An 18146-nucleotide genomic window follows, 5' to 3' on the forward strand; every position below is an offset into this window, starting at 1 on the left:
TCTTCTGTCTTCAGGTGTGCTCAATGGTAGCACATCTGCTATGACGTGTCAGTGCGCAGCCTTTCAAGTACGCCAGCTGGCGGGAAAGGCTGTGCGCAATGACGAAAGATCAGATTGCCCACTTGCCCGTTAGCCCGCCCGCAGGGCCGCACGCAGCTGCTCGCCGATCTCGGGCTTGGCGGCGAATGGGTCGGGTGGGTTCTGCTGCTGCAGTATGGCCTCCATGCGGCTTTGCACGTTGCCCAGCGCCTGCGGGTGGCTGTAGATGTAGAAACGGTCGGCGGAGGCGGCGTCGAACACCGCCTGGGCCACTTCCGGTGCCGTGACCTTGCCGCTGCCCACGGCCTTGTCGCTCATGGCCTGGCCGATCAGCTGGCTCGCCGTGGGCGGGCCGCCCACCAGGTCAGCCGGGCGGTTGCGCTCGCTCTGGCTGATGCCGGTGGGCACGAAGTAGGGGCACAACACGCTGGCGCCGACCTGGTCGGACACCAGGCGCAGGTCCTGGTAGAGGGTTTCGCTCAGCGCCACCACGGCGTGCTTGCTGACGTTGTAGATGCCCATGTTGGGAGGGGTCAGCAGCCCGGCCATGCTGGCCGTGTTGACGATGTGGCCCTGGTAGGCTGGGTCGCGGCGGGCCGCCTCGAGCATCATGGGCGCGAACAGGCGCACGCCGTGGATCACGCCCCAGAGGTTGACGCCGAGCACCCAGTCCCAGTCCCGAACCGAGCTTTCCCAGACCAGGCCGCCCGCGGCCACGCCGGCGTTGTTGAAGACCAAGTGCGGCGCGCCGAAGCGCTCTTGCACGGCCTGGGCCAGCGCTTCCATCTGCGCCGCGTCGGATACGTCGACCCGGCGGGCGAGCACCTGGGCGCCGGCGGCCTGCAGCTCGGCCGCGGCCCGGTCCAGGGCATCCTGCTGCACGTCGACCAGCACCAGCTTCATGCCCAGCCGGGCGCCTATGCGCGCGCATTCGAGGCCGAAGCCTGAGCCGGCGCCGGTGAGCACGGCGGTCTTGGCTTGGAAGTCGGAAATCATGGCTTGTGTACTTTCAAGTGGTCGTGAAAAACTCAACAGGCAGGCGGTCGCTTTTGCATTCGCCACCGTCATCGCGAGCCCCGCAGGGGCGTGGCCATCCACGGTGGATTGCCGCGGCGCTGCGCGCCTCGCAATGACGCAATGCCATCAGCGCGGCATGGCCCGCTGCAGCAGCAGGCCCACGTTGGTGCCGGCGCCCAGGCAGCCGAAGCTCGAACCGCCCTGCCCGGCCAGGCGCGCTTCGCAGAAGGCGCTGAACACCGGCGTCGGCACGCTCTGCGCGAGCAGCGCGGCCTGCAGCGCGAGCGCGAGGTCCTGCGCGAGGCGGCGCGCCCCGCGTTCGTCCTGGGTTGGTGCCAGGCGCGCAGGCAGGCTGGCCGCCAGCACGTCGAGCGCAGGGTGCTGGCCTCTGGCCGCCGCCAGTTCCTGCGCCACGGCCGCCACCGCGGCCTGGCCGTCGGCACCGCGCAGGGCGCGCAGCAGATCCAGGGCCATGATGTTGCCGGCACCTTCCCAGATCGAGTTGACCGGCATCTCGCGGTAGATGCGCGCCATGACGCCGGCACCCCCCTCCTCCACATAGCCGTTGCCGCCCAGGCATTCCATGGCCTCCTGGGCGAAGGCGCTGCCGCGCTTGCAGATCCAGAACTTGGTCACCGGCGTGAGCAGGCGCGCCAGGGCTTGTTCGTGCGCGTCGTCGGGCTGATCGATGCAGCGCGCCAGGCGCAGCGCCAGCGCGGTGGCGGCCTCGCTCTCGAGCGCCAGGTCGGCCAGCACCTGGCGCATCAGCGGCTGGGCTATCAGCGGCTTGCCGAAGGCCTGGCGCTGGCGCGTGTGGTCCAGGGCCAGGCTCAGGGCCTGGCGCATGAGGCCGCTGGTGCCCAGGGCGCAGTCCAGCCGGGTGAGCGTGCCCATGGCCAGGATCTGCGGCACGCCGCGCCCCTCCTCGCCGACCAGCCAGGCGGTGGCGCTCTCGAACTCGACCTCGGAACTCGCGTTGGCGCGGTTGCCCAGCTTGTCCTTGAGGCGCTGGATGCGGATGTCGTTGCGGCTGCCGTCGGGCAGCACGCGCGGCAGGAACAGGCAGCTGAGACCACCCGGCGTGCGCGCCAGCACCAGGAAGGCGTCGCACATGGGCGCGGAGAAGAACCACTTGTGGCCGGTGACGACGAAGCGCGGGCCCCAGGCATCGCTGCCGTCGGGCTGGGCTTCGGTGGTGTTGGCGCGCAGGTCCGAGCCGCCCTGCTTTTCCGTCATGCCCATGCCCATGGTCAGGCCGGGCTTGTCGCGCCAGGGACGCAGCAGCGGGTCGTAGCTTCGGCTGGCAAGCAACGGCGCCCAGTCGGCGTGGATGGCCGCATTGCCGCGCAGCGCCGGCGTGGCGGCATAGGTCATGGAGATCGGGCAGAGGACGGCGGGCTCGAGCTCGGTGAACAGCATGAAGCCGGCGGCGCGCCGGACATGGGCATGCGCGCCCCCCGCCCAGGGCGTGCCGTGCAGCCCGGCCGCCACGGCGACCGACATCAGCGCGTGGTAGCTCGGGTGGAACTCGACCTCGTCGATGCGCCGGCCGAAGCGGTCGTGGCTGCGCAGCTGCGGCAGCTGGGCATTGGCCAGGCGCGCATGGGCCTGCATCTCGGCCGTGCCCAGGCGCTCGCCCAGCGCCTCGAGCTCGGAGAGGTCGAGCGCGGGCGCGTTGAACCTCAACGCGTCCTGCAGCGGCTGGTTGCCGCTGAACAGGTTGTAGGCGACCAGTGGTTCGGGCTGGTTGAAAACCTCGTGGGTGGCGTGCATGAGGCCCTCCGCGCGTCGCGACGTCGAGGCCTTCGATTAAATCAGCTTGACCAGCTGCTTGCCGAAGTTCTGGCCCTTGAGCAGGCCGATGAAGGCCTCGGGCGCCGAGGCTATGCCCTGCGAGACAGTCTCGCGCGGGCGCAGCTTGGCGGTGCCGACCAGGGTGCCGAGCTCGACCAGCGCCTCGGGCCAGACCTCCATGTGCTCGCTCACGATGAAGCCTTCCAGCTTGAGCCGGTTGGTCAGGATCAGCGCGGGATGGGCCAGCGGCAGCGGCTGGCCGTCGTAGCCGGCGATCATGCCGCACAGCGCAATGCGGCCGAAGGCGTTCATGCGCAGCAGCACGGCGTCGAGCACCATGCCGCCGACGTTCTCGAAATAGCCGTCGATGCCGTTGGGGCAGGCCGCCTTCAGCGCCTTGGACAGCGAGGCCGCGTCCTTGTGCTCGCGGTAGTCTATGCAGGCGTCGAAGCCGAGCTCGTCCACCGCATATTTGCATTTCTCGGGGCCGCCGGCGATGCCGACGACGCGGCAGTCGCGCGCCTTGGCCAGGGCCGCGAAGGCGCTGCCCACTGCGCCGGTGGCGGCGCTGACCACCACGGTCTCTCCGGCCTTGGGCGCGATGATCTTGACCAGGCCGTACCAGGCCGTGACGCCGGGCATGCCCACCGCGCCCAGATAGTAGGACAGCGGCACATGGCTGGTGTCGACCTTGCGCAGCATGCCGGGCTGCCAGGCATCGACCACGCTGTATTCTTGCCAGCCGCCCATGCCGACCACCTTGTCGCCGGGCTGGAATTTCGGGTGTTTGGACTCGACCACCTCGCCGGCCGTGCCGCCTATCATGACCTCGCCCAGCGGCTGGGGCTGGGCATAGCTCTTGCCGGCGTTCATGCGGCCGCGCATGTAGGGGTCCAGGCTCAGGAAGTGGTGGCGCACCAGCACCTGGCCGTCCTGCAACGGCGGCGTCTCGACGGTGAGGAGCTTGAAGTTGTCGACCGTGGCCTCGCCCACCGGGCGGTTGTCGAGCAGGATTTGTCGGTTTTGCGGCATGGTGGTCTCCGTCGTCAGTCTGTGGAAATCGGTTGGCTCGCGGCATGCGGCACGTACTTGAAAGTGCCGGTGGCATGGGCGCAGGCCCGCCCCTCGGCGTCGATGATGGTGCCCTCGACGAAGGCCATGCTGCGCGTGCGGTGCATCAGCCGCCCCTTGCCGAGCAGGGGGCCGCGCGCGGGCTGCATGAAGCTGGTCTTCATCTCTATCGTGACCACGCCCATGTCGGGCTGGACGCTGCGCGCAGCCGTGGCCAGGATCACGTCGAGGAAGCTCATCAGCGCGCCGCCATGCGTCACCGAAAACGAGTTCAGGTGCTCGGGCGTCGGCGTGTAACGCATCTCCGAATGCCCTCCCTCGAAGCGCTCCAGCGTGAAGCCGAGGTGCTCGACGAAGGGGATGTGGGCGCCGAAGTCAAGACTCATGCGGTTCTCCAGTCGCCGCCGGGCCGCCCCAAGGCGACTGGGGCCCCCTCGGGGGGCAGCGCAGTACACGAAGTGACAAGCGTGGGGGCCAACATCTTCTTAGCCTCCGGTCATGGCGCTGACACCGCCGTCCACCGCCAGCCACTGGCCCGTGATGTGCTTGCCGGCGTCCGAGGCATAGAGCAGGGTGAGGCCCTTGAGGTCCTCTTCGTCGCCCAGGCGGCGCAGCGGCGCGTGAGCGGCGAGCCTGTCCTCGCCCATGCGCTCCAGGGTGCCGGCGGTCATCTTGCTCGGGAAGAAGCCCGGGCAGATGGCGTTGACGTTGATGTTGTACTTGCCCCACTCGCAGGCCAGGGCGCGCGTGAAATTGATCACCGCGGCCTTGGAGGTGTTGTAGGCGATGGTCTGCATGTCCGGCGGGTTGCCGCCCAGGCCCGCGATCGAGGCGATGTTGATGATGCGGCCAGCCTGGCGCGGGATCATGCTGTGCTTGGCGATGTGCTGGCTCAGGATGAAGTAACCGCGTACGTTGAGGTTCATGACCTTGTCCCAGGCGTCGACCGGGTGGTCCTCGGCCGGCGCGCCCCAGGCGGCGCCGGCGTTGTTGACCAGGATGTCCACCGGGCCCATGCGCTCCAGCGTCTGGTCGGCCAGGCGGCGGATGTCTTCCTCCTTGGCGCAGTCGGCCGCGATCCAGCGCGCGTCTATGCCTGCGGCCTGCAGGTCGGCCACCGCGGTCTCCAGGTCGTCGGCCTTGCGCGAGCTCAGCATCACGCGGGCGCCGGCCTCGCCGAGCGCCTGCGCCATCTGCAGGCCCAGGCCGCGCGAGCCGCCGGTGACCAGGGCGTTCTTGCCCTGGAGGTCGAAGAGTTGCTGGACGGTACGGGTCATGGGGTTGGTCTCCTGTTCATTGTGAATCGGTGCGGGTTCATCGGTCTTCCCTGAGTTTGGCACGCAGGTAGATCAGGGCGAAGCCGGCCGCGGCCACGAGGCCGCCGACGACAACGAGCGACCAGCCCAGGGGCTCGTCGACGCGCTGGACCGCGAGGCCGAGCACCAGGGTCAGCAGGCCGCCGTAGATCAGGACCCAGAGCAGGGCCTGCAAGCGCTTGATTGTGGAAGATGTGGCCATCAGAAAGCTTCCTCGGGCAGTTCGGCGCAGGTCGGGTCGCGGGTTTCCACCACCTTGAGCCACGCCATGGTCTTGGGGAGCTCGTAATGATAGAAGTAACGCGCCGCGCCCAGGCGGCCGGCATGGGCCGGGTCGCCTTGCGCGGCACGCGCCTGCGAGGCCAGAGCCACCTCGAGCCAGATCCAGGCCAGCACCGTGTGGCCGAAGGCCTGCAGGTAGGGCACGGCATTGGCCAGGGCCTCGGCAGGCTGGCCCGTGGCCCAGGCGGCTTGCGTGGCCGCGAGCAACTGGCCCAGGGCCTGCGCCAGCGCCTCGGCGTGGGCGGCCAGCGCCGGCACGCCCCGCGCCCTGCCCACCGTTACTGCGATGCGCGCGGCCAGCAGCTCGAGGCCCCGGCCCTCCTCCATGCGCACCTTGCGCCCCAGCAAGTCCATGCCCTGGATGCCGTGCGTGCCCTCGTGGATCATGTTGAGGCGGTTGTCGCGCCAGTACTGCTCGACCGGGAAGTCGCGCGTGTAGCCGTAGCCGCCGTGCACCTGGATCGCCAGGCTGTTCGCCTCCAGGCACCATTCGCTGGGCCAGCTCTTGGCGATCGGCGTGAGCACCTCCAGCAGCAGGCGCGCCTCGTCGGCCGCCGCCGCGTCGCCCGTGTGCTGCTCGTCGACCAGGCGCGCGCAATAGAGCTCGAGCGCCAGCGCGCCCTCGCAATAGGCTTTCTGGGCCAGCAGCATGCGGCGCACGTCGGCGTGCTCGATGATGCGCACCTGGGGTTGGGCGGCGTCCTTGCCGGCGGCGCCCGCCGCGCCGGCGCGGCTGCCCAGGAGATGCCGGCCCTGGGGCCGGTTCTTCGCATAGTCGAGGCTGGCCTCGTAGCCGGCCATGCCCAGCATGGTGGCGGCCATGCCGACGCCTATGCGTGCCTCGTTCATCATGTGGAACATGCACCTGAGGCCCTCGCCGGGCTGGCCCACCAGGTAGCCGATCGCGCCGGCCTGGCCGCGCACCGGGTAACGCCCTTCGCCGAAGTTCAGCAGCGTGTTGGTCGTGCCGCGCCAGCCGCACTTGTGATTGAGTCCCGCCAGCGCCACGTCGTTGCGCTCGCCGGTCAGCCGGCCCTCGGTGTCGACCAGCTTCTTGGGCACGACGAACAGCGAGATGCCCTTGACGCCCCAGGGCAAGCGGCCGTCCGGCCCCGGGATCTTGGCCAGCACCAGGTGCACGATGTTCTCGGTCAGCTCGTGCTCGCCGGCCGAGATCCACATCTTGTTGCCCGTGAGGCGGTAGCGCGAGCCCAGCGGATCGGCCTCGGAGCCCTCGCCGTCCGGCAGCGCGCGTGTGGCCACGTCGCTGAGGCTGGAGCCGGCCTGCGGCTCGCTCAGGCACATGGTGCCCGACCAGCGGCCGGAAAACTCGTTCAGCGCGAAGACCTTCTTCTGCAGCTCGCTGCCATGCGCCATCAACAGGTTGGCGTTGCCCACCGTGAGCATGCCCGAGCCCATGCTGACCGAGGCCATGGCGAAGAAGGCATTGGCCGCGGCTTCCACGGTGTAGGGCAGCTGCATGCCGCCGATCTCGTAATCCTGCGCGGCGCTGAGCATGCCTGAGGCCGCGTAAGCCTGGTGCGCCTCGTGCGTGGCCCGGGGCAGGACGACCTTGTCGCCCTCGACCTTCGGCTCCTCGGTGTCGACCAGACGGTTGAACGGCGCGTACTTCTCGCGCGCGATGCGCTCGCAGGTCTCGAGCACGGCGTCGAAGGTCTCGCGCGAATGGTCGGCGAAGCGCGGGCGCCGGTTCAGCGACTCGGCTTGCAGCCAGTCATAGAGCAGGAAGTCGAGGGTGGTGCGCAGTTTCATGGCAGGCAGGCAGGAGGACTCTGAGGCAAGGCGTTTTCGGGGGCGTCTCCTCCCTCGCACCTTTGGGGAGAGGGAGTGAAGGCTGCCTCAGAGCACTTCGAACACGCCGGCCGCGCCCATGCCGCCGCCTATGCACATGGTCACGCAGACGCGCTTGGCACCGCGCCGCTTGCCTTCGATCAGCGCATGGCCGGTCAGGCGCTGGCCGCTGACGCCGTAGGGGTGGCCCAGGGCGATCGCGCCGCCGTTGACGTTCAGGCGATCGGCGGGGATGCCAAGCTTGTCGCGGCAGTACAGCACCTGCACGGCGAAGGCCTCGTTGAGCTCCCAGAGGTCGATGTCGGCTACCGTGAGTCCCAGGCGATGCAGCACCTTGGGCACGGCGAACACCGGGCCTATGCCCATCTCGTCGGGCTCGCAGCCGGCCACGGCGAAACCGAGGAAGCGGCCCAGGGGCTTGAGGCCCTTGCGGCTGGCGTAGGCCTCGCTGACCACGGCGCAGGCGCCCGCGCCGTCGGAGAACTGGCTGGCGTTGCCGGCGGAGATCAGGCCGCCCGGCAGGGCCGGCTTGATGCCGGCGATGCCTTCCTTGGTCGTGCCCTCGCGCGTGCCTTCGTCCTTGCTGACGGTGACTTCGCGGGTGATCAGGCCCAGGGCCTTGTCGGCGATGCCGGCGGTCACGGTGATAGGCGCGATCTCGGCGTCGAACCGGCCCCCCGCCTGGGCGGCGCAGGCCTTCTGCTGGCTGGCGGCGCCGTACTCGTCCATGGCGTCGCGGCCTATGCCGTAGCGCTTGGCCACCTGCTCGGCGGTCTGCAGCATGCTCCAGTAGATTTCCGGCTTGATTTTCATCAGCGCCGGGTCGGCGATCATGTGCATGTTCATCTCCTGCTGCACGCAGGAGATGCTTTCCACGCCGCCGGCCACGTAGACCTCGCCCTCGCCGGCGAGGATGCGCTGCGCGGCCAGCGCGATGGTCTGCAGGCCCGAGGAGCAGAAGCGGTTGACGGTCATGCCCGAGACCGTGACCGGACAGCCGGCCTTGAGCGCGATCTGGCGTGCGATGTTGCTGCCGGTCGCCCCTTCGGGGTTGGCGCAGCCCATGATCACGTCCTCGACCTCGGCGGCGTCTATGCCGGCGCGCTGGATCGCGTGCTGCACGGCATGGCCGCCCAGGGTGGCGCCATGGGTCATGTTGAAAGCGCCTTTCCAGCTCTTGGCCAGCGGGGTGCGCGCGGTGGAGACAATCACGGCGGAAGTCATGGCGGTTTCCTTATCAGTTGAACGTCTTGCCTTCGGCGGCCAGGCGGGCCAGCAGCGGCGCGGGTTGCCAGAAAGCGGCGTCGTCTTGCGGGTTGCGCGCGAAGCGCTTCATGGCTTGGGCCACGTTGAACAGGCCCACGGTGTCGGCGTACTGCATGGGGCCGCCGCGCCACAGCGGGAAGCCGTAGCCGGTCAGGTAGACCATGTCGATGTCGCTGGCCTTGCTGGCGATGCCCTCCTCGAGGATGTGCGCGGCTTCGTTGACCAGCGAAAAGACCAGGCGCTGCACGATTTCCTCGTCGGAAATCTTGCGCGGCGTGATGCCCTGCGCCTGGCGGTGCTCCGAGATCATCTTGTTGACCAGCTCGCTCGGGATCGCGTCGCGCTTGCCGGCCTGGTAGTCGTACCAGCCCGCGCCGGTCTTCTGGCCGAAGCGGCCCATCTCGCACAGCAGGTCGGCCGTCTTGCTGTACTTCATGCCGGGCTGCTCGACATAGCGGCGCTTGCGTATGGCCCAGCCGATGTCGTTGCCGGCCAGGTCGCCCATGCGGAACGGGCCCATGGCGAAGCCGAATCTCTCGATCGCCTTGTCCACCTGCTCGGGCGTGGCGCCTTCCTCGAGCAGGAAACCGGCCTGGCGGCTGTATTGCTCGATCATGCGGTTGCCGATGAAGCCGTCGCAGACGCCCGAGACCACGGCGGTCTTCTTGATCTTCTTGGCCAGCTGCATGACCGTGGCCAGCAGGTCCTTGGCCGTCTTCCCGCCGCGCACCACCTCGAGCAGCTTCATCACGTTGGCCGGGCTGAAGAAGTGCATGCCGACCACGTCCTGCGGCCGCTTGGTGAACGACGCGATCTTGTCGACGTCCAGCGTGGAGGTGTTGGTGGCAAGGATGGCGCCTGGCTTCATGGTCTGGTCGAGCGTCTCGAACACCTTCTGCTTGACGCCCATCTCCTCGAACACTGCCTCGATCACGAGGTCGGCGTCGCGGATGTCCCCGTAGCTCAGCGTGGTGGACAGCAGGGCCAGGCGCTGCTCCAGCACCTCGGGCTTGAGCTTGCCCTTCTTGACCTGGGCCTCGTAGTTCTTGCGGATGGTGGCCAGGCCGCGCTCCAGCGCCTCGGGCTTCATCTCGAGGATCTTGACCGGCAGGCCGGCGTTGAGGAAGTTCATGGCGATGCCGCCGCCCATGGTGCCGGCGCCGATCACGGCCACCTGCTCGATCTTGCGCGCGGGCTGGTCCTCGGGCACGTCGGGGATCTTGGACGCCGCGCGTTCGGCCGCGAACACATGGCGCAGGGCCCTGCACTCGGGCGTCTGCATGAGGTTGATGAAGATCTCGCGCTCGAACGCCAGGCCCTGGTCGAACTTCATCCTGGTCGCGGCCTCGACCGCGTCCACACATTTGGCCGGCGCCGGGAAGTTCTTCGCCATCCCCTTGACCATGTTGCGCGCGAACTGGAAGTAGGCGTCGCCCTGCGGGTGCCGGCAAGGCAGGTCGCGCACCCGGGGCAGAACGCTGCCACCGGCCTGCTGCGCCGCCACCTTGCGCGCCAGCGCCAGCGCTTCGTCCAGCAGCGAGGCGGGCGAGGCCGCGAGCTGGTCGAACAGCTTCTGGCCCGGCAGGCCGGCCAGCCGCTCGCTGGCCACCGGCTCGCCGCTGACGATCATGTTCAGCGCGGCCTCCACGCCCAGCACGCGAGGCAGGCGCTGGGTGCCGCCGGCGCCCGGGATCAGGCCCAGCTTGACCTCGGGCAGGGCTACCTTGCAGCCCGGCGCGGCCAGCCGATAGTGGCAGCCCAGGGCGAGCTCGAGGCCGCCGCCCATGCAGACCGAGTGGATGGCCGCGACCACGGGCTTGGACGCGTTCTCGAGCGCCAGGATCACGCTCAGCAGGTTCGGATCCTGGTAGGCCTTGGGCGAGCCGAACTCCTTGATGTCGGCCCCGCCCGAGAAGGCCTTGCCGGCGCCGGTGACGACGATGGCCTTGACCGCCGGGTCGGCCTCGGCCTGCTCCAGGCCCCTCGTGATGCCGACCCGGGTCTCGTAACCGAGACCGTTGACCGGCGGGTTGTTCAGCGTGATGAGCGCCACGTCGCCGTGGACCTTGTATTCAGCCGTCATGCGGTTGCTCCTCGAGATGTTGGTGAGATCGCAAAAAGAACGAGCGTTCTATTTTTGGATTCTAGAGGCTTGGTGCTGCACTGCAATATGCGCCTGTCGCAAACGGGACCTGGCAGGAGATCAGGCCGGCGCCGGGCCGCCCCAAGCCGGCCTGGGCCCCCTCGGGGGGCAGCGAGGACACGGCAGTGCCGAGCGTGGGGGCCATCCTCAGACCTCCAGCCACTCCTTGCGGATGTAGGCATCGGCGCGCAGGCTGGCCGGCGTGCCCTCGAACACGATGCTGCCATGCCCCATGACCAGCACGCGGTCGGAGATGCTCATGGCGATGGTGAGCTTCTGCTCTATCAGCAGCACCGAGACGCCGCGGCTTTTCAGCTTCTGCAGGTACTCGCCCACCAGTTCGACGATCTTGGGCGCCAGGCCTTCGGTGGGCTCGTCGATGATGATGAGGTCGGGGTCGCCCATCAGGGTGCGGCACAGCGTGAGCATCTGCTGCTCGCCGCCCGACATCACGCCGGCCTCGGTGTGCTGGCGCTCCTTCAGGCGAGGAAACATCTGGTACATGTCCTCGAAGCTCCAGCGGCTGCCCTTGCCCGATCCCTTCTGACCCAGCAGCAGGTTCTGATGCACCGTCAGCCTGGGAAAGATGTCGCGGTTCTCGGGCACGTAGCCCAAGCCCAGATGGGCGATCTCGTAGGCCTTGCGGCCCCGGATCTCCTGCCCCTTCCACAGGACGCTGCCCTCGCATTCGACCAGGCCCATGATGGCCTTGGCCGTGGTCGAGCGCCCCGAGCCGTTGCGCCCCAAAAGCGCCACGATCTCGCCGGGCCGCACCTCGAAGCTCACGCCATGCAGCACATGGCTCTTGCCGTAATAGGCGTGAAGATTTTCTATCCGCAACATTTCAGAACTCCGCCGGGCCGCCCGGAGCCGTTGGTCTGCGAAGCGAACCAGGCGCAGGGCGGCAATGACGCTGCTTCGCTGTACAGCTGCGCGCACCACGCTACGCAGCGCCGCCCCAAGGAGGGCTGGGCCCCCTTGGGGGGCAGTGAGTACACGAAGTGAGGAACGTGGGGGCTCATGCACCCCCTCCTGCCTGAGCCTCGGCCACAGTCGAACCGAGATAGGCCTCCTGCACGCGCGCGTTGGCGCGCACCGCCTCGGGCGTGTCGAAGGCGATCACCTCGCCGTAGACCACGACCGCGATCTTGTCGGCCAGGCCGAACACCACGCCCATGTCGTGCTCCACCGTCAGCAGGGTCTTGCCCTCGGTGACCTCGCGGATCAGGGCGATGAAGCGCGCGGTCTCGCTGCGGCTCATGCCGGCCGTGGGTTCGTCCAGCAGGATCACGCTGGCGCCGCCGGCGATGGTGATGCCGACCTCCAGCGCACGCTGCTCGGCGTAGGTCAGGTTCACGGCCAGCACATCGCGCTTTTTCTCGAGCCGGATCATCTGCAGGAACTTCTCGGCGCGCTCGTTCGCATCTTCCAGGCGCGAGAGGAACTTGAGGAAGCTGTAGCGGTAGCCCAGGCTCCAGAGCACGGCGCAGCGCAGGTTCTCGAACACGCTGAGCTTGCCGAAGATGTTGGTGATCTGGAAGCTGCGCGACAGGCCCAGGCGGTTGATCTCGTAGGGCTTTTTGCCGTCTATGCGCGTGCCGTGCAGCAGCACCTCGCCGCTCGTGGGTGCGAAGCGGCCGCTGATCAGGTTGAACAGCGTGGACTTGCCGGCGCCGTTGGGGCCGATGATGGCCACCCGCTCGCCCGGGCGCACGGCGAGCTCGGCGCCGCGGATGATCTCGGTCTTGCCGAAGCTCTTGCGCAGCTCTTTCAGCTCGAGAGCGTAGCCGGCGTTGGGGTTGGCGTGGCTCATCAGGCGGTCTCCCTGCGCTTGATTTCCTTTTCGATCTCTTCCTGGATCTGGCCCCACTCGCGCCGGAACTGGCGCCGCGTGAGCTCGAACAGGCCGAGCCCGGTCAACGTGATGAAGGCGGCGCCGAACCAGCTGTCCAGGCCCTTGGGCTGCAGCGCCACGCCCATGAAGCGCAACGCATCGCCGCCCCCGGCGTCGAGCTGCAGGTGGTAGACCATCTCTATCATGGCGCCGGCGCCGGCCAGCATGACCAGGCCCGTGAGCGCGAGCGCCAGGTAGCTGACCCACAGCCGGCGCAGCTTGCCGAAGGCCGCCACGCGCAGGTTCATCATGATCAGGCTGGCAATGCCGCCCGGCGCGTACATGACCATGAACAGGAACACCAGGCCCAGGTACAGCAGCCAGGCCTTGGTGAGCTCGGACAGCAGCACGAAGGCGATCACCATCAGCACGGCGCCGATGATGGGGCCGAAGAAGAAGGTCGCGCCGCCCAGGAAGGTGAACAGCAGGTAGCTGCCGGAGCGCGCCGCGCCGACCACTTCGGCCGTGACGATCTCGAACAGTATGCTGGCCAGGCCACCCGCCACGCCGGCGAAGAAGCCCGAGATGATGAAGGCCTGGTAGCGCACGCGCTGCGTGTTGTAGCCGATGAATTCCACGCGCTCGGGGTTGTCGCGCACCGCGTTGAGGATGCGGCCCAGCGGGGTCTGGGTGAAGGCGAACATCAGCGCCACGCAGACGAAGGTGTAGGCCGCGATCAGGTAATAGACCTGCACCGCCGGGCCGAAGCCGATGCCCAGGACAGGCTGGCCCACCACGCGGTTGCTCGAGACGCCGGCCTCGCCGCCGAAGAACTCGGAGAACATCAGCGACATGGCGAACACCAGCTCGGCCATGCCCAGCGTGATCATCGCGAACGGCGTGCCGGACTTGCGCGTGGTCACGTAGCCCAGCAGCACGGCGAAGCCCAGGCCGGCCAGGCCGCCGACCAGGGGCACCAGGCTCACGGGCAGCGCCAGCGTGCCGGCGCCGACCGCGTTGAGCGCATGGATGGCCATGTAGGCGCCCAGGCCCGTGTAGACCGCATGGCCGAAGCTCAGCATGCCGCCCTGGCCCAGCAGGATGTTGTAGGACAGGCAGGCGATGATGGCGATGCCCATCTGCGACAGCATGGTCACCGAGAGGTTGCTGCTGAACAGCCGGGGCGCCACCAGCAGCAGCGCGGCGAAGACGCCCCAGATCAGCCAGCGGGCTACGTTGTAGGGCTTGAAACGGTAGTAGCGCTGGGTCATGGCAGCTTGGGGCCGGACCGCCCCCTGGACATCGGCATCGGCGTCGGCGCCGGGGGCCTGGAAGACCCCGGTGGTCGAGGAAGGAAGGTACATGGCTCAGCCCTCGCGCGTTCCAAGCAGGCCCTTGGGCCGGAAGATCAGGATCAGCACCAGGAACAGGTAGGGCAGTATGGGCGCCACCTGCGACAGCGTGAGCTTGAGCAGCGAGTTGCCGCGCAGCGCCTCGCTGAGCGTGATGCCCAGCTGCTGGGCCAGCGTGATCAGCGAGTAGTCGAAGGCCACGGCGAAGGTCTGGACCACGCCGATCAGCAGCGAGGCCAGGAAGGCGCCGGACAGCGAGCCCATGCCGCCGACCACGACGACCACGAAGATGATGGAGCCCACGGTGGCGGCCATGGCCGGCTCGGTGACGAAGGTGCTGCCGCCGATCACCCCCGCCAGTCCCGCCAGGCCCGTGCCCGCGCCGAACACCAGCATGAACACGCGCGGCACGTTGTGGCCCAGGGCCTCGGCCATCTCGGGGTGGGTCAGCGCGGCCTGGATCACCAGGCCGATGCGCGTGCGCGTGAGCAGCAGCCACAGGCCCAGCAGCATCAGCAGGGCCGACAGCATCATGAAGCCGCGCGTGGCAGGGAACGGCGAGCAGACCACGCGCACCGCCGCATCGGCCGCGCGGCACAGCTCGGCCGGCGCCGCGCCCCAGACCAGGCTCAGTCCGTCCACCGCGTGGTGGATCAGGGTGAAGGCCGGGCCCTGCAGCACCTGAGGCGGGCGGAATTCCACCGCCGTGCGCCCCCAGACCAGCTGCACCAGCTCCAGCGCAATGTAGGACAGGCCGAAGGTCACCAGCAGCTCGGGCACATGGCCGAAGCGGTGCACCTTGCGCAGCGCCATCCGCTCGAAGCCCGCGCCCAGGGCGCCCACGAGCAGCGGCGCGGCCAGCAGCGCCGGCCAGAAGCCGAGCCAGCCGGCCAGCGTGTAGCCGATGTAGGCGCCTAGCATGTAGAAGCTGGCGTGCGCGAAATTGAGCACGCCCATCATGCTGAAGATCAGCGTGAGCCCGGAGCTGAGCATGAACAGCAGCAAGCCGTAGCTCAGCCCGTTGAGCATGGAGATGATGAAGAACTCCATCGCGATTCGACTTTCCTTGTTTGGGTCGCAGCCGGCGCGGGAACGCGCCGGCCCGGGCGGCGGCGGCGCCGGGCCCGAACTTCACCGAGGATATGGGGGTGCGGGGCCCAGGGCGCGCCCGGTCCCCGCCTGCATCAGCCCGCCGAGGGCCGCTTCATCTGGCAGCTGGTCGGCGTGCTGGCGATGTAGGCCGGGAACTCCTTGACCGGCGCCAGCGTCATGCCCGTGTTCTCGGGGCTGTAGGGGTACTTCTTGTCCGCCTTCTGCCACACCGTGAGGAACAGGCCCTGCTGCAGCTGGTGGTCGTTCCTGCGCATCTCGACCTCGCCGTTGAAGCCCTGGTACTTGAGGCCCTCCAGCGCCGCCGCGACCTTGAGCGGGTCGGTCGACCTGGCCTTGGCCATGGCCTGGGCCAGCGCGCTGTAGACATGCGAGATCGAGCCGGTGAACTGGTCGTCGTTGAAGCGCTTCTTGAACTCGTCCTGCCACTTGGCCATCTGGCCGCCCATGTTGTAGTGCTGGTAGGCGATCTGGAACACCTTGCCCTCGCCGCCCTGGCCCAGCGCCGTGGGCGTACCGGTCACGCCGGTGTAGTAGGTGTAGAACTTGCCGTTGTAGCCGCCCTCGTTGGCGGCCTTGATCAGCAGCGCCAGGTCCGAGCCCCAGTTGCCGGTGATCACCGTGTCGGCCCCCGAGGCCTTGATCTTGGCGATGTAGGGCGCGAAGTCGCGCACCTGGGCCAGCGGGTGCAGCTCCTCGCCGACGATCTGCACGTCGGGCCGCTTGCGCGCCAGGTTGTCCTTGGCGAACTTCGCCACCTGCTGGCCGTGCGAATAGTTCTGGTTGAACAGGTAGACCTTCTTGACGTCGGGCTGGTCCTTCATGAAGGTGGTCAGCGCCTCCATCTTCATCGAGGTGTCGGCGTCGAAGCGGAAATGCCAGTAGCTGCACTTGCTGTTGGTGAAGTCGGGGTCCACCGCGGCGTAGTTCAGGAACAGCACCTCCTTGCCGGGGTTGCGCTCGTTGTGCTTGTTCACCGCCTCGATCAGCGCGCCCGCGACCGAGGAGCCGTTGCCCTGCGTGACGTAGCGCACGCCCTGGTCCAGGGCGGCCTTGAGCGCGTTCAGGCTGTCGGCCGGGCTCAGCTTGTTGTCGAAGGCCACCAGCTCGAACTTGACGCCGGCCGGATTGCTCTTGCTGATCGCGTCGGCGAAGAACTGGTGGCTGCGCATCTGGTTGATGCCCAGCGGGCCCATCAGCCCGGTCTGGGGATCGATCAGCGCCACCTTCACGGTCTCGCCCTTCTGGGCGAAGGCCGTGCCCAGGCTCAGCGCCATGCAGGCCACGGCCATGGACTTGAATGCGAATTTCATCCTTTGGTCTCCTTGGGTCAAAGCGGGGTCAGCGTATCGCCTTCGAGCGCTGCGGCGCTCGGGGTAAGCCCGTAGGCGCTATCGCTTAGGTGACTGTGCCGCCGCAAGACGGCACGCCGCACTCACAGGCCGGGCAGGCGGTAGTCCTTGAGCTGCTCGCGCAGCCGGGTCTTGAGCATCTTGCCGGTGGCGCCCAGCGGGATGGCCTCGACGAACACCACGTCGTCGGGGATCTGCCACTTGGCGGTCTTGCCCTCGTAGAAGGCCAGCAACTCCTCGCGCGTGAGCTCGGCGTCGGGCTTCTTGACCACCGCGACGATAGGCCGCTCGTCCCACTTGGGGTGCCGCATGCCTATGCAGGCCGCCATCTGCACCGCCGGGTGGGCCATGGCGATGTTCTCCACCTCGATCGAGCTGATCCACTCGCCGCCGGACTTGATCACGTCCTTGCTGCGGTCGGTGATCTGCATGTAGCCGTCGGCGTCTATGGTGGCCACGTCGCCGGTCGGGAACCAGCCCACGCCCAGCTCGTCGCTCACCAGCGGGTCGCCGCCCTCGCCCTTGAAGTACTCGCGCACGATCCACGGCCCCTTGACCAGCAGGTCGCCATAGCTCTTGCCGTCCCAGGGCAGCTCGTGCCCGTCGTCGGCGACGATCTTCATGTCCACGCCGTAGATGGCCCGGCCCTGCTTGAGGCGGATCTTCATCTTCTCGGCCTCGGGCAGCGCCAGGTGCTTGTTCTTGAGCGTGCACAGCGTGCCCAGCGGGCTCATCTCGGTCATGCCCCAGGCGTGCAGCACCTCGACGCCGTACTCGTCGTTGAAGGCCGTGATCATGGCCGGCGGGCAGGCCGAGCCGCCGATCACCGTGCGCTTGAGCGTAGAGAACTTCAGGCCCGCGGGCTTCATGTGCGACAGCAGCATCTGCCAGACCGTGGGCACGCCGGCGGCGTAGCTCACCTGCTCGGCCTCGATCAGCTCGTAGACCGACTTGCCGTCCAGCGCCGGGCCGGGAAACACCAGCTTGCAGCCCGTCAGCGCGGCCGAGTAGGGGATGCCCCAGGCGTTGACGTGGAACATGGGCACCACGGGCAGCACTGCGTCGCGCGCCGACAGGCACATGACGTCGGGCAGCGCGGCGGCGTAGGCATGCAGGGTGGTCGAGCGGTGGCTGTACAGCGCGGCCTTGGGGTTGCCGGTGGTGCCGCTGGTGTAGCACATGCTCGAGGCGGTGTTCTCGTCGAAGCTCGGCCAGGCGTAGCGGCTGGGCTGGGAGCCTATCCAGGCCTCGTAGCTCACGAGGTTGGGGATGCCGCTGCCCTGCGGCAGCTTGTCGGCGTCGCACAGCGCCACCCAGTGCTTCACGCCGGCGCACTTGGCATGGACCGCCTGCACGATGGGCAGGAAGCTGAGGTCGAAGCACAGCACCTGGTCCTCCGCGTGGTTGACGATCCAGGCGATCTGCTCGGGGTGCAGGCGCGGATTGATGGTGTGCAGCACGCGGCCCGAGCCGCTGACGCCGAAGTACAGCTCCAGGTGCCGGTAGCCGTTCCAGGCCAGGGTGGCCACGCGGTCGCTGAAGGCCAGCTGCAGGGCGTCGAGCGCGTTGGCGACCTGGCGCGAGCGCGCCGCCACGTCGCGCCAGCGGTAGCGGTGGATGTCGCCCTCGACCCGTCGCGAGACCACCTCGGCGTCGCCATGGTGTTTGTCCGCGAAATCGATCAGCGACGAAATCAACAGCGGTTGGTTCTGCATCAAGCCCAGCATGGCCATCACTCCTTGTCTCCAGTAGGTATCG

General features: G+C 68.3%; 15 protein-coding genes. All 15 read right to left on the reverse strand.

The window, feature by feature from the left end; translation table 11 throughout:
- Positions 1-129: 129 nt before the first annotated feature.
- Positions 130-1035 carry an SDR family oxidoreductase gene (locus FFS10_RS03180; RefSeq protein ID WP_137891393.1) on the reverse strand — a complete coding sequence of 302 codons (906 nt, stop codon included), beginning with the start codon at positions 1033-1035 and terminating at the stop codon, positions 130-132.
- Between the two features lie 147 nt (positions 1036-1182).
- Positions 1183-2829: an isovaleryl-CoA dehydrogenase gene (locus tag FFS10_RS03185; protein ID WP_137891395.1), complete on the reverse strand. Its 1647-nt coding sequence runs from the start codon at positions 2827-2829 to the stop codon at positions 1183-1185.
- 36 nt (positions 2830-2865) lie between these two features.
- Positions 2866-3882, reverse strand: coding sequence for an NADP-dependent oxidoreductase (locus FFS10_RS03190; protein WP_137891397.1), 1017 nt, complete (start codon positions 3880-3882; stop codon positions 2866-2868).
- Positions 3883-3896: 14 nt separating this feature from the next.
- The gene (locus FFS10_RS03195; protein ID WP_137891399.1) at positions 3897-4307 is read right to left on the reverse strand and encodes a PaaI family thioesterase; all 411 of its coding nucleotides are present in this window, start codon (positions 4305-4307) and stop codon (positions 3897-3899) included.
- Between the two features lie 99 nt (positions 4308-4406).
- The gene (locus tag FFS10_RS03200) at positions 4407-5198 is read right to left on the reverse strand and encodes an SDR family oxidoreductase (RefSeq protein WP_137891401.1); all 792 of its coding nucleotides are present in this window, start codon (positions 5196-5198) and stop codon (positions 4407-4409) included.
- A gap of 37 nt (positions 5199-5235) precedes the next feature.
- A complete protein-coding gene (locus FFS10_RS03205) occupies positions 5236-5439 on the reverse strand; it encodes a hypothetical protein (RefSeq protein WP_137891403.1) in 204 nt (67 codons plus the stop codon).
- Positions 5439-7292, reverse strand: a complete 1854-nt coding sequence (locus FFS10_RS03210) for an acyl-CoA dehydrogenase (protein WP_137891405.1) — start codon at positions 7290-7292, stop codon at positions 5439-5441. The genes FFS10_RS03205 and FFS10_RS03210 overlap by 1 nt, the downstream gene beginning before the upstream one ends.
- A gap of 87 nt (positions 7293-7379) precedes the next feature.
- Positions 7380-8555 (reverse strand): acetyl-CoA C-acyltransferase, encoded by a 1176-nt coding sequence (locus tag FFS10_RS03215; protein WP_137891407.1) that lies wholly within the window; start codon positions 8553-8555, stop codon positions 7380-7382.
- 13 nt (positions 8556-8568) lie between these two features.
- Complete coding sequence (locus FFS10_RS03220) at positions 8569-10680, reverse strand: 3-hydroxyacyl-CoA dehydrogenase NAD-binding domain-containing protein (RefSeq protein ID WP_137891409.1); 2112 nt, start codon at positions 10678-10680, stop codon at positions 8569-8571.
- Positions 10681-10887: 207 nt separating this feature from the next.
- The gene (locus FFS10_RS03225; RefSeq protein ID WP_137891412.1) at positions 10888-11583 is read right to left on the reverse strand and encodes an ABC transporter ATP-binding protein; all 696 of its coding nucleotides are present in this window, start codon (positions 11581-11583) and stop codon (positions 10888-10890) included.
- A gap of 175 nt (positions 11584-11758) precedes the next feature.
- Complete coding sequence (locus FFS10_RS03230; protein WP_137891414.1) at positions 11759-12553, reverse strand: ABC transporter ATP-binding protein; 795 nt, start codon at positions 12551-12553, stop codon at positions 11759-11761.
- A complete protein-coding gene (locus FFS10_RS03235) occupies positions 12553-13845 on the reverse strand; it encodes a branched-chain amino acid ABC transporter permease (protein WP_137891562.1) in 1293 nt (430 codons plus the stop codon). Before FFS10_RS03235 ends, FFS10_RS03230 begins: the two co-directional genes overlap by 1 nt.
- Positions 13846-13941: 96 nt before the next feature.
- Complete coding sequence (locus tag FFS10_RS03240) at positions 13942-14976, reverse strand: branched-chain amino acid ABC transporter permease (protein WP_137891416.1); 1035 nt, start codon at positions 14974-14976, stop codon at positions 13942-13944.
- A gap of 134 nt (positions 14977-15110) precedes the next feature.
- Positions 15111-16349, reverse strand: a complete 1239-nt coding sequence (locus FFS10_RS03245; RefSeq protein WP_137891418.1) for a branched-chain amino acid ABC transporter substrate-binding protein — start codon at positions 16347-16349, stop codon at positions 15111-15113.
- Between the two features lie 122 nt (positions 16350-16471).
- The gene (locus FFS10_RS03250; RefSeq protein ID WP_137891420.1) at positions 16472-18115 is read right to left on the reverse strand and encodes a 3-(methylthio)propionyl-CoA ligase; all 1644 of its coding nucleotides are present in this window, start codon (positions 18113-18115) and stop codon (positions 16472-16474) included.
- Positions 18116-18146: the final 31 nt, after the last annotated feature.

Origin of the sequence: Ramlibacter sp. 2FC (assembly GCF_005503345.1) — a bacterium.
Classification (GTDB): Bacteria; Pseudomonadota; Gammaproteobacteria; order Burkholderiales; family Burkholderiaceae_C; genus SCMQ01.

Coding starts and splice junctions, on each gene's coding strand:
- FFS10_RS03180 (WP_137891393.1), bottom strand. CDS start 1,035: ATGATTTCCGACTTCCAAGCCAAGACCGCCGTGCTCACCGGCGCCGGC.
- FFS10_RS03185 (WP_137891395.1), bottom strand. CDS start 2,829: ATGCACGCCACCCACGAGGTTTTCAACCAGCCCGAACCACTGGTCGCC.
- FFS10_RS03190 (WP_137891397.1), bottom strand. CDS start 3,882: ATGCCGCAAAACCGACAAATCCTGCTCGACAACCGCCCGGTGGGCGAG.
- FFS10_RS03195 (WP_137891399.1), bottom strand. CDS start 4,307: ATGAGTCTTGACTTCGGCGCCCACATCCCCTTCGTCGAGCACCTCGGC.
- FFS10_RS03200 (WP_137891401.1), bottom strand. CDS start 5,198: ATGACCCGTACCGTCCAGCAACTCTTCGACCTCCAGGGCAAGAACGCC.
- FFS10_RS03205 (WP_137891403.1), bottom strand. CDS start 5,439: ATGGCCACATCTTCCACAATCAAGCGCTTGCAGGCCCTGCTCTGGGTC.
- FFS10_RS03210 (WP_137891405.1), bottom strand. CDS start 7,292: ATGAAACTGCGCACCACCCTCGACTTCCTGCTCTATGACTGGCTGCAA.
- FFS10_RS03215 (WP_137891407.1), bottom strand. CDS start 8,555: ATGACTTCCGCCGTGATTGTCTCCACCGCGCGCACCCCGCTGGCCAAG.
- FFS10_RS03220 (WP_137891409.1), bottom strand. CDS start 10,680: ATGACGGCTGAATACAAGGTCCACGGCGACGTGGCGCTCATCACGCTG.
- FFS10_RS03225 (WP_137891412.1), bottom strand. CDS start 11,583: ATGTTGCGGATAGAAAATCTTCACGCCTATTACGGCAAGAGCCATGTG.
- FFS10_RS03230 (WP_137891414.1), bottom strand. CDS start 12,553: ATGAGCCACGCCAACCCCAACGCCGGCTACGCTCTCGAGCTGAAAGAG.
- FFS10_RS03235 (WP_137891562.1), bottom strand. CDS start 13,845: ATGACCCAGCGCTACTACCGTTTCAAGCCCTACAACGTAGCCCGCTGG.
- FFS10_RS03240 (WP_137891416.1), bottom strand. CDS start 14,976: ATGGAGTTCTTCATCATCTCCATGCTCAACGGGCTGAGCTACGGCTTG.
- FFS10_RS03245 (WP_137891418.1), bottom strand. CDS start 16,349: ATGAAATTCGCATTCAAGTCCATGGCCGTGGCCTGCATGGCGCTGAGC.
- FFS10_RS03250 (WP_137891420.1), bottom strand. CDS start 18,115: ATGCTGGGCTTGATGCAGAACCAACCGCTGTTGATTTCGTCGCTGATC.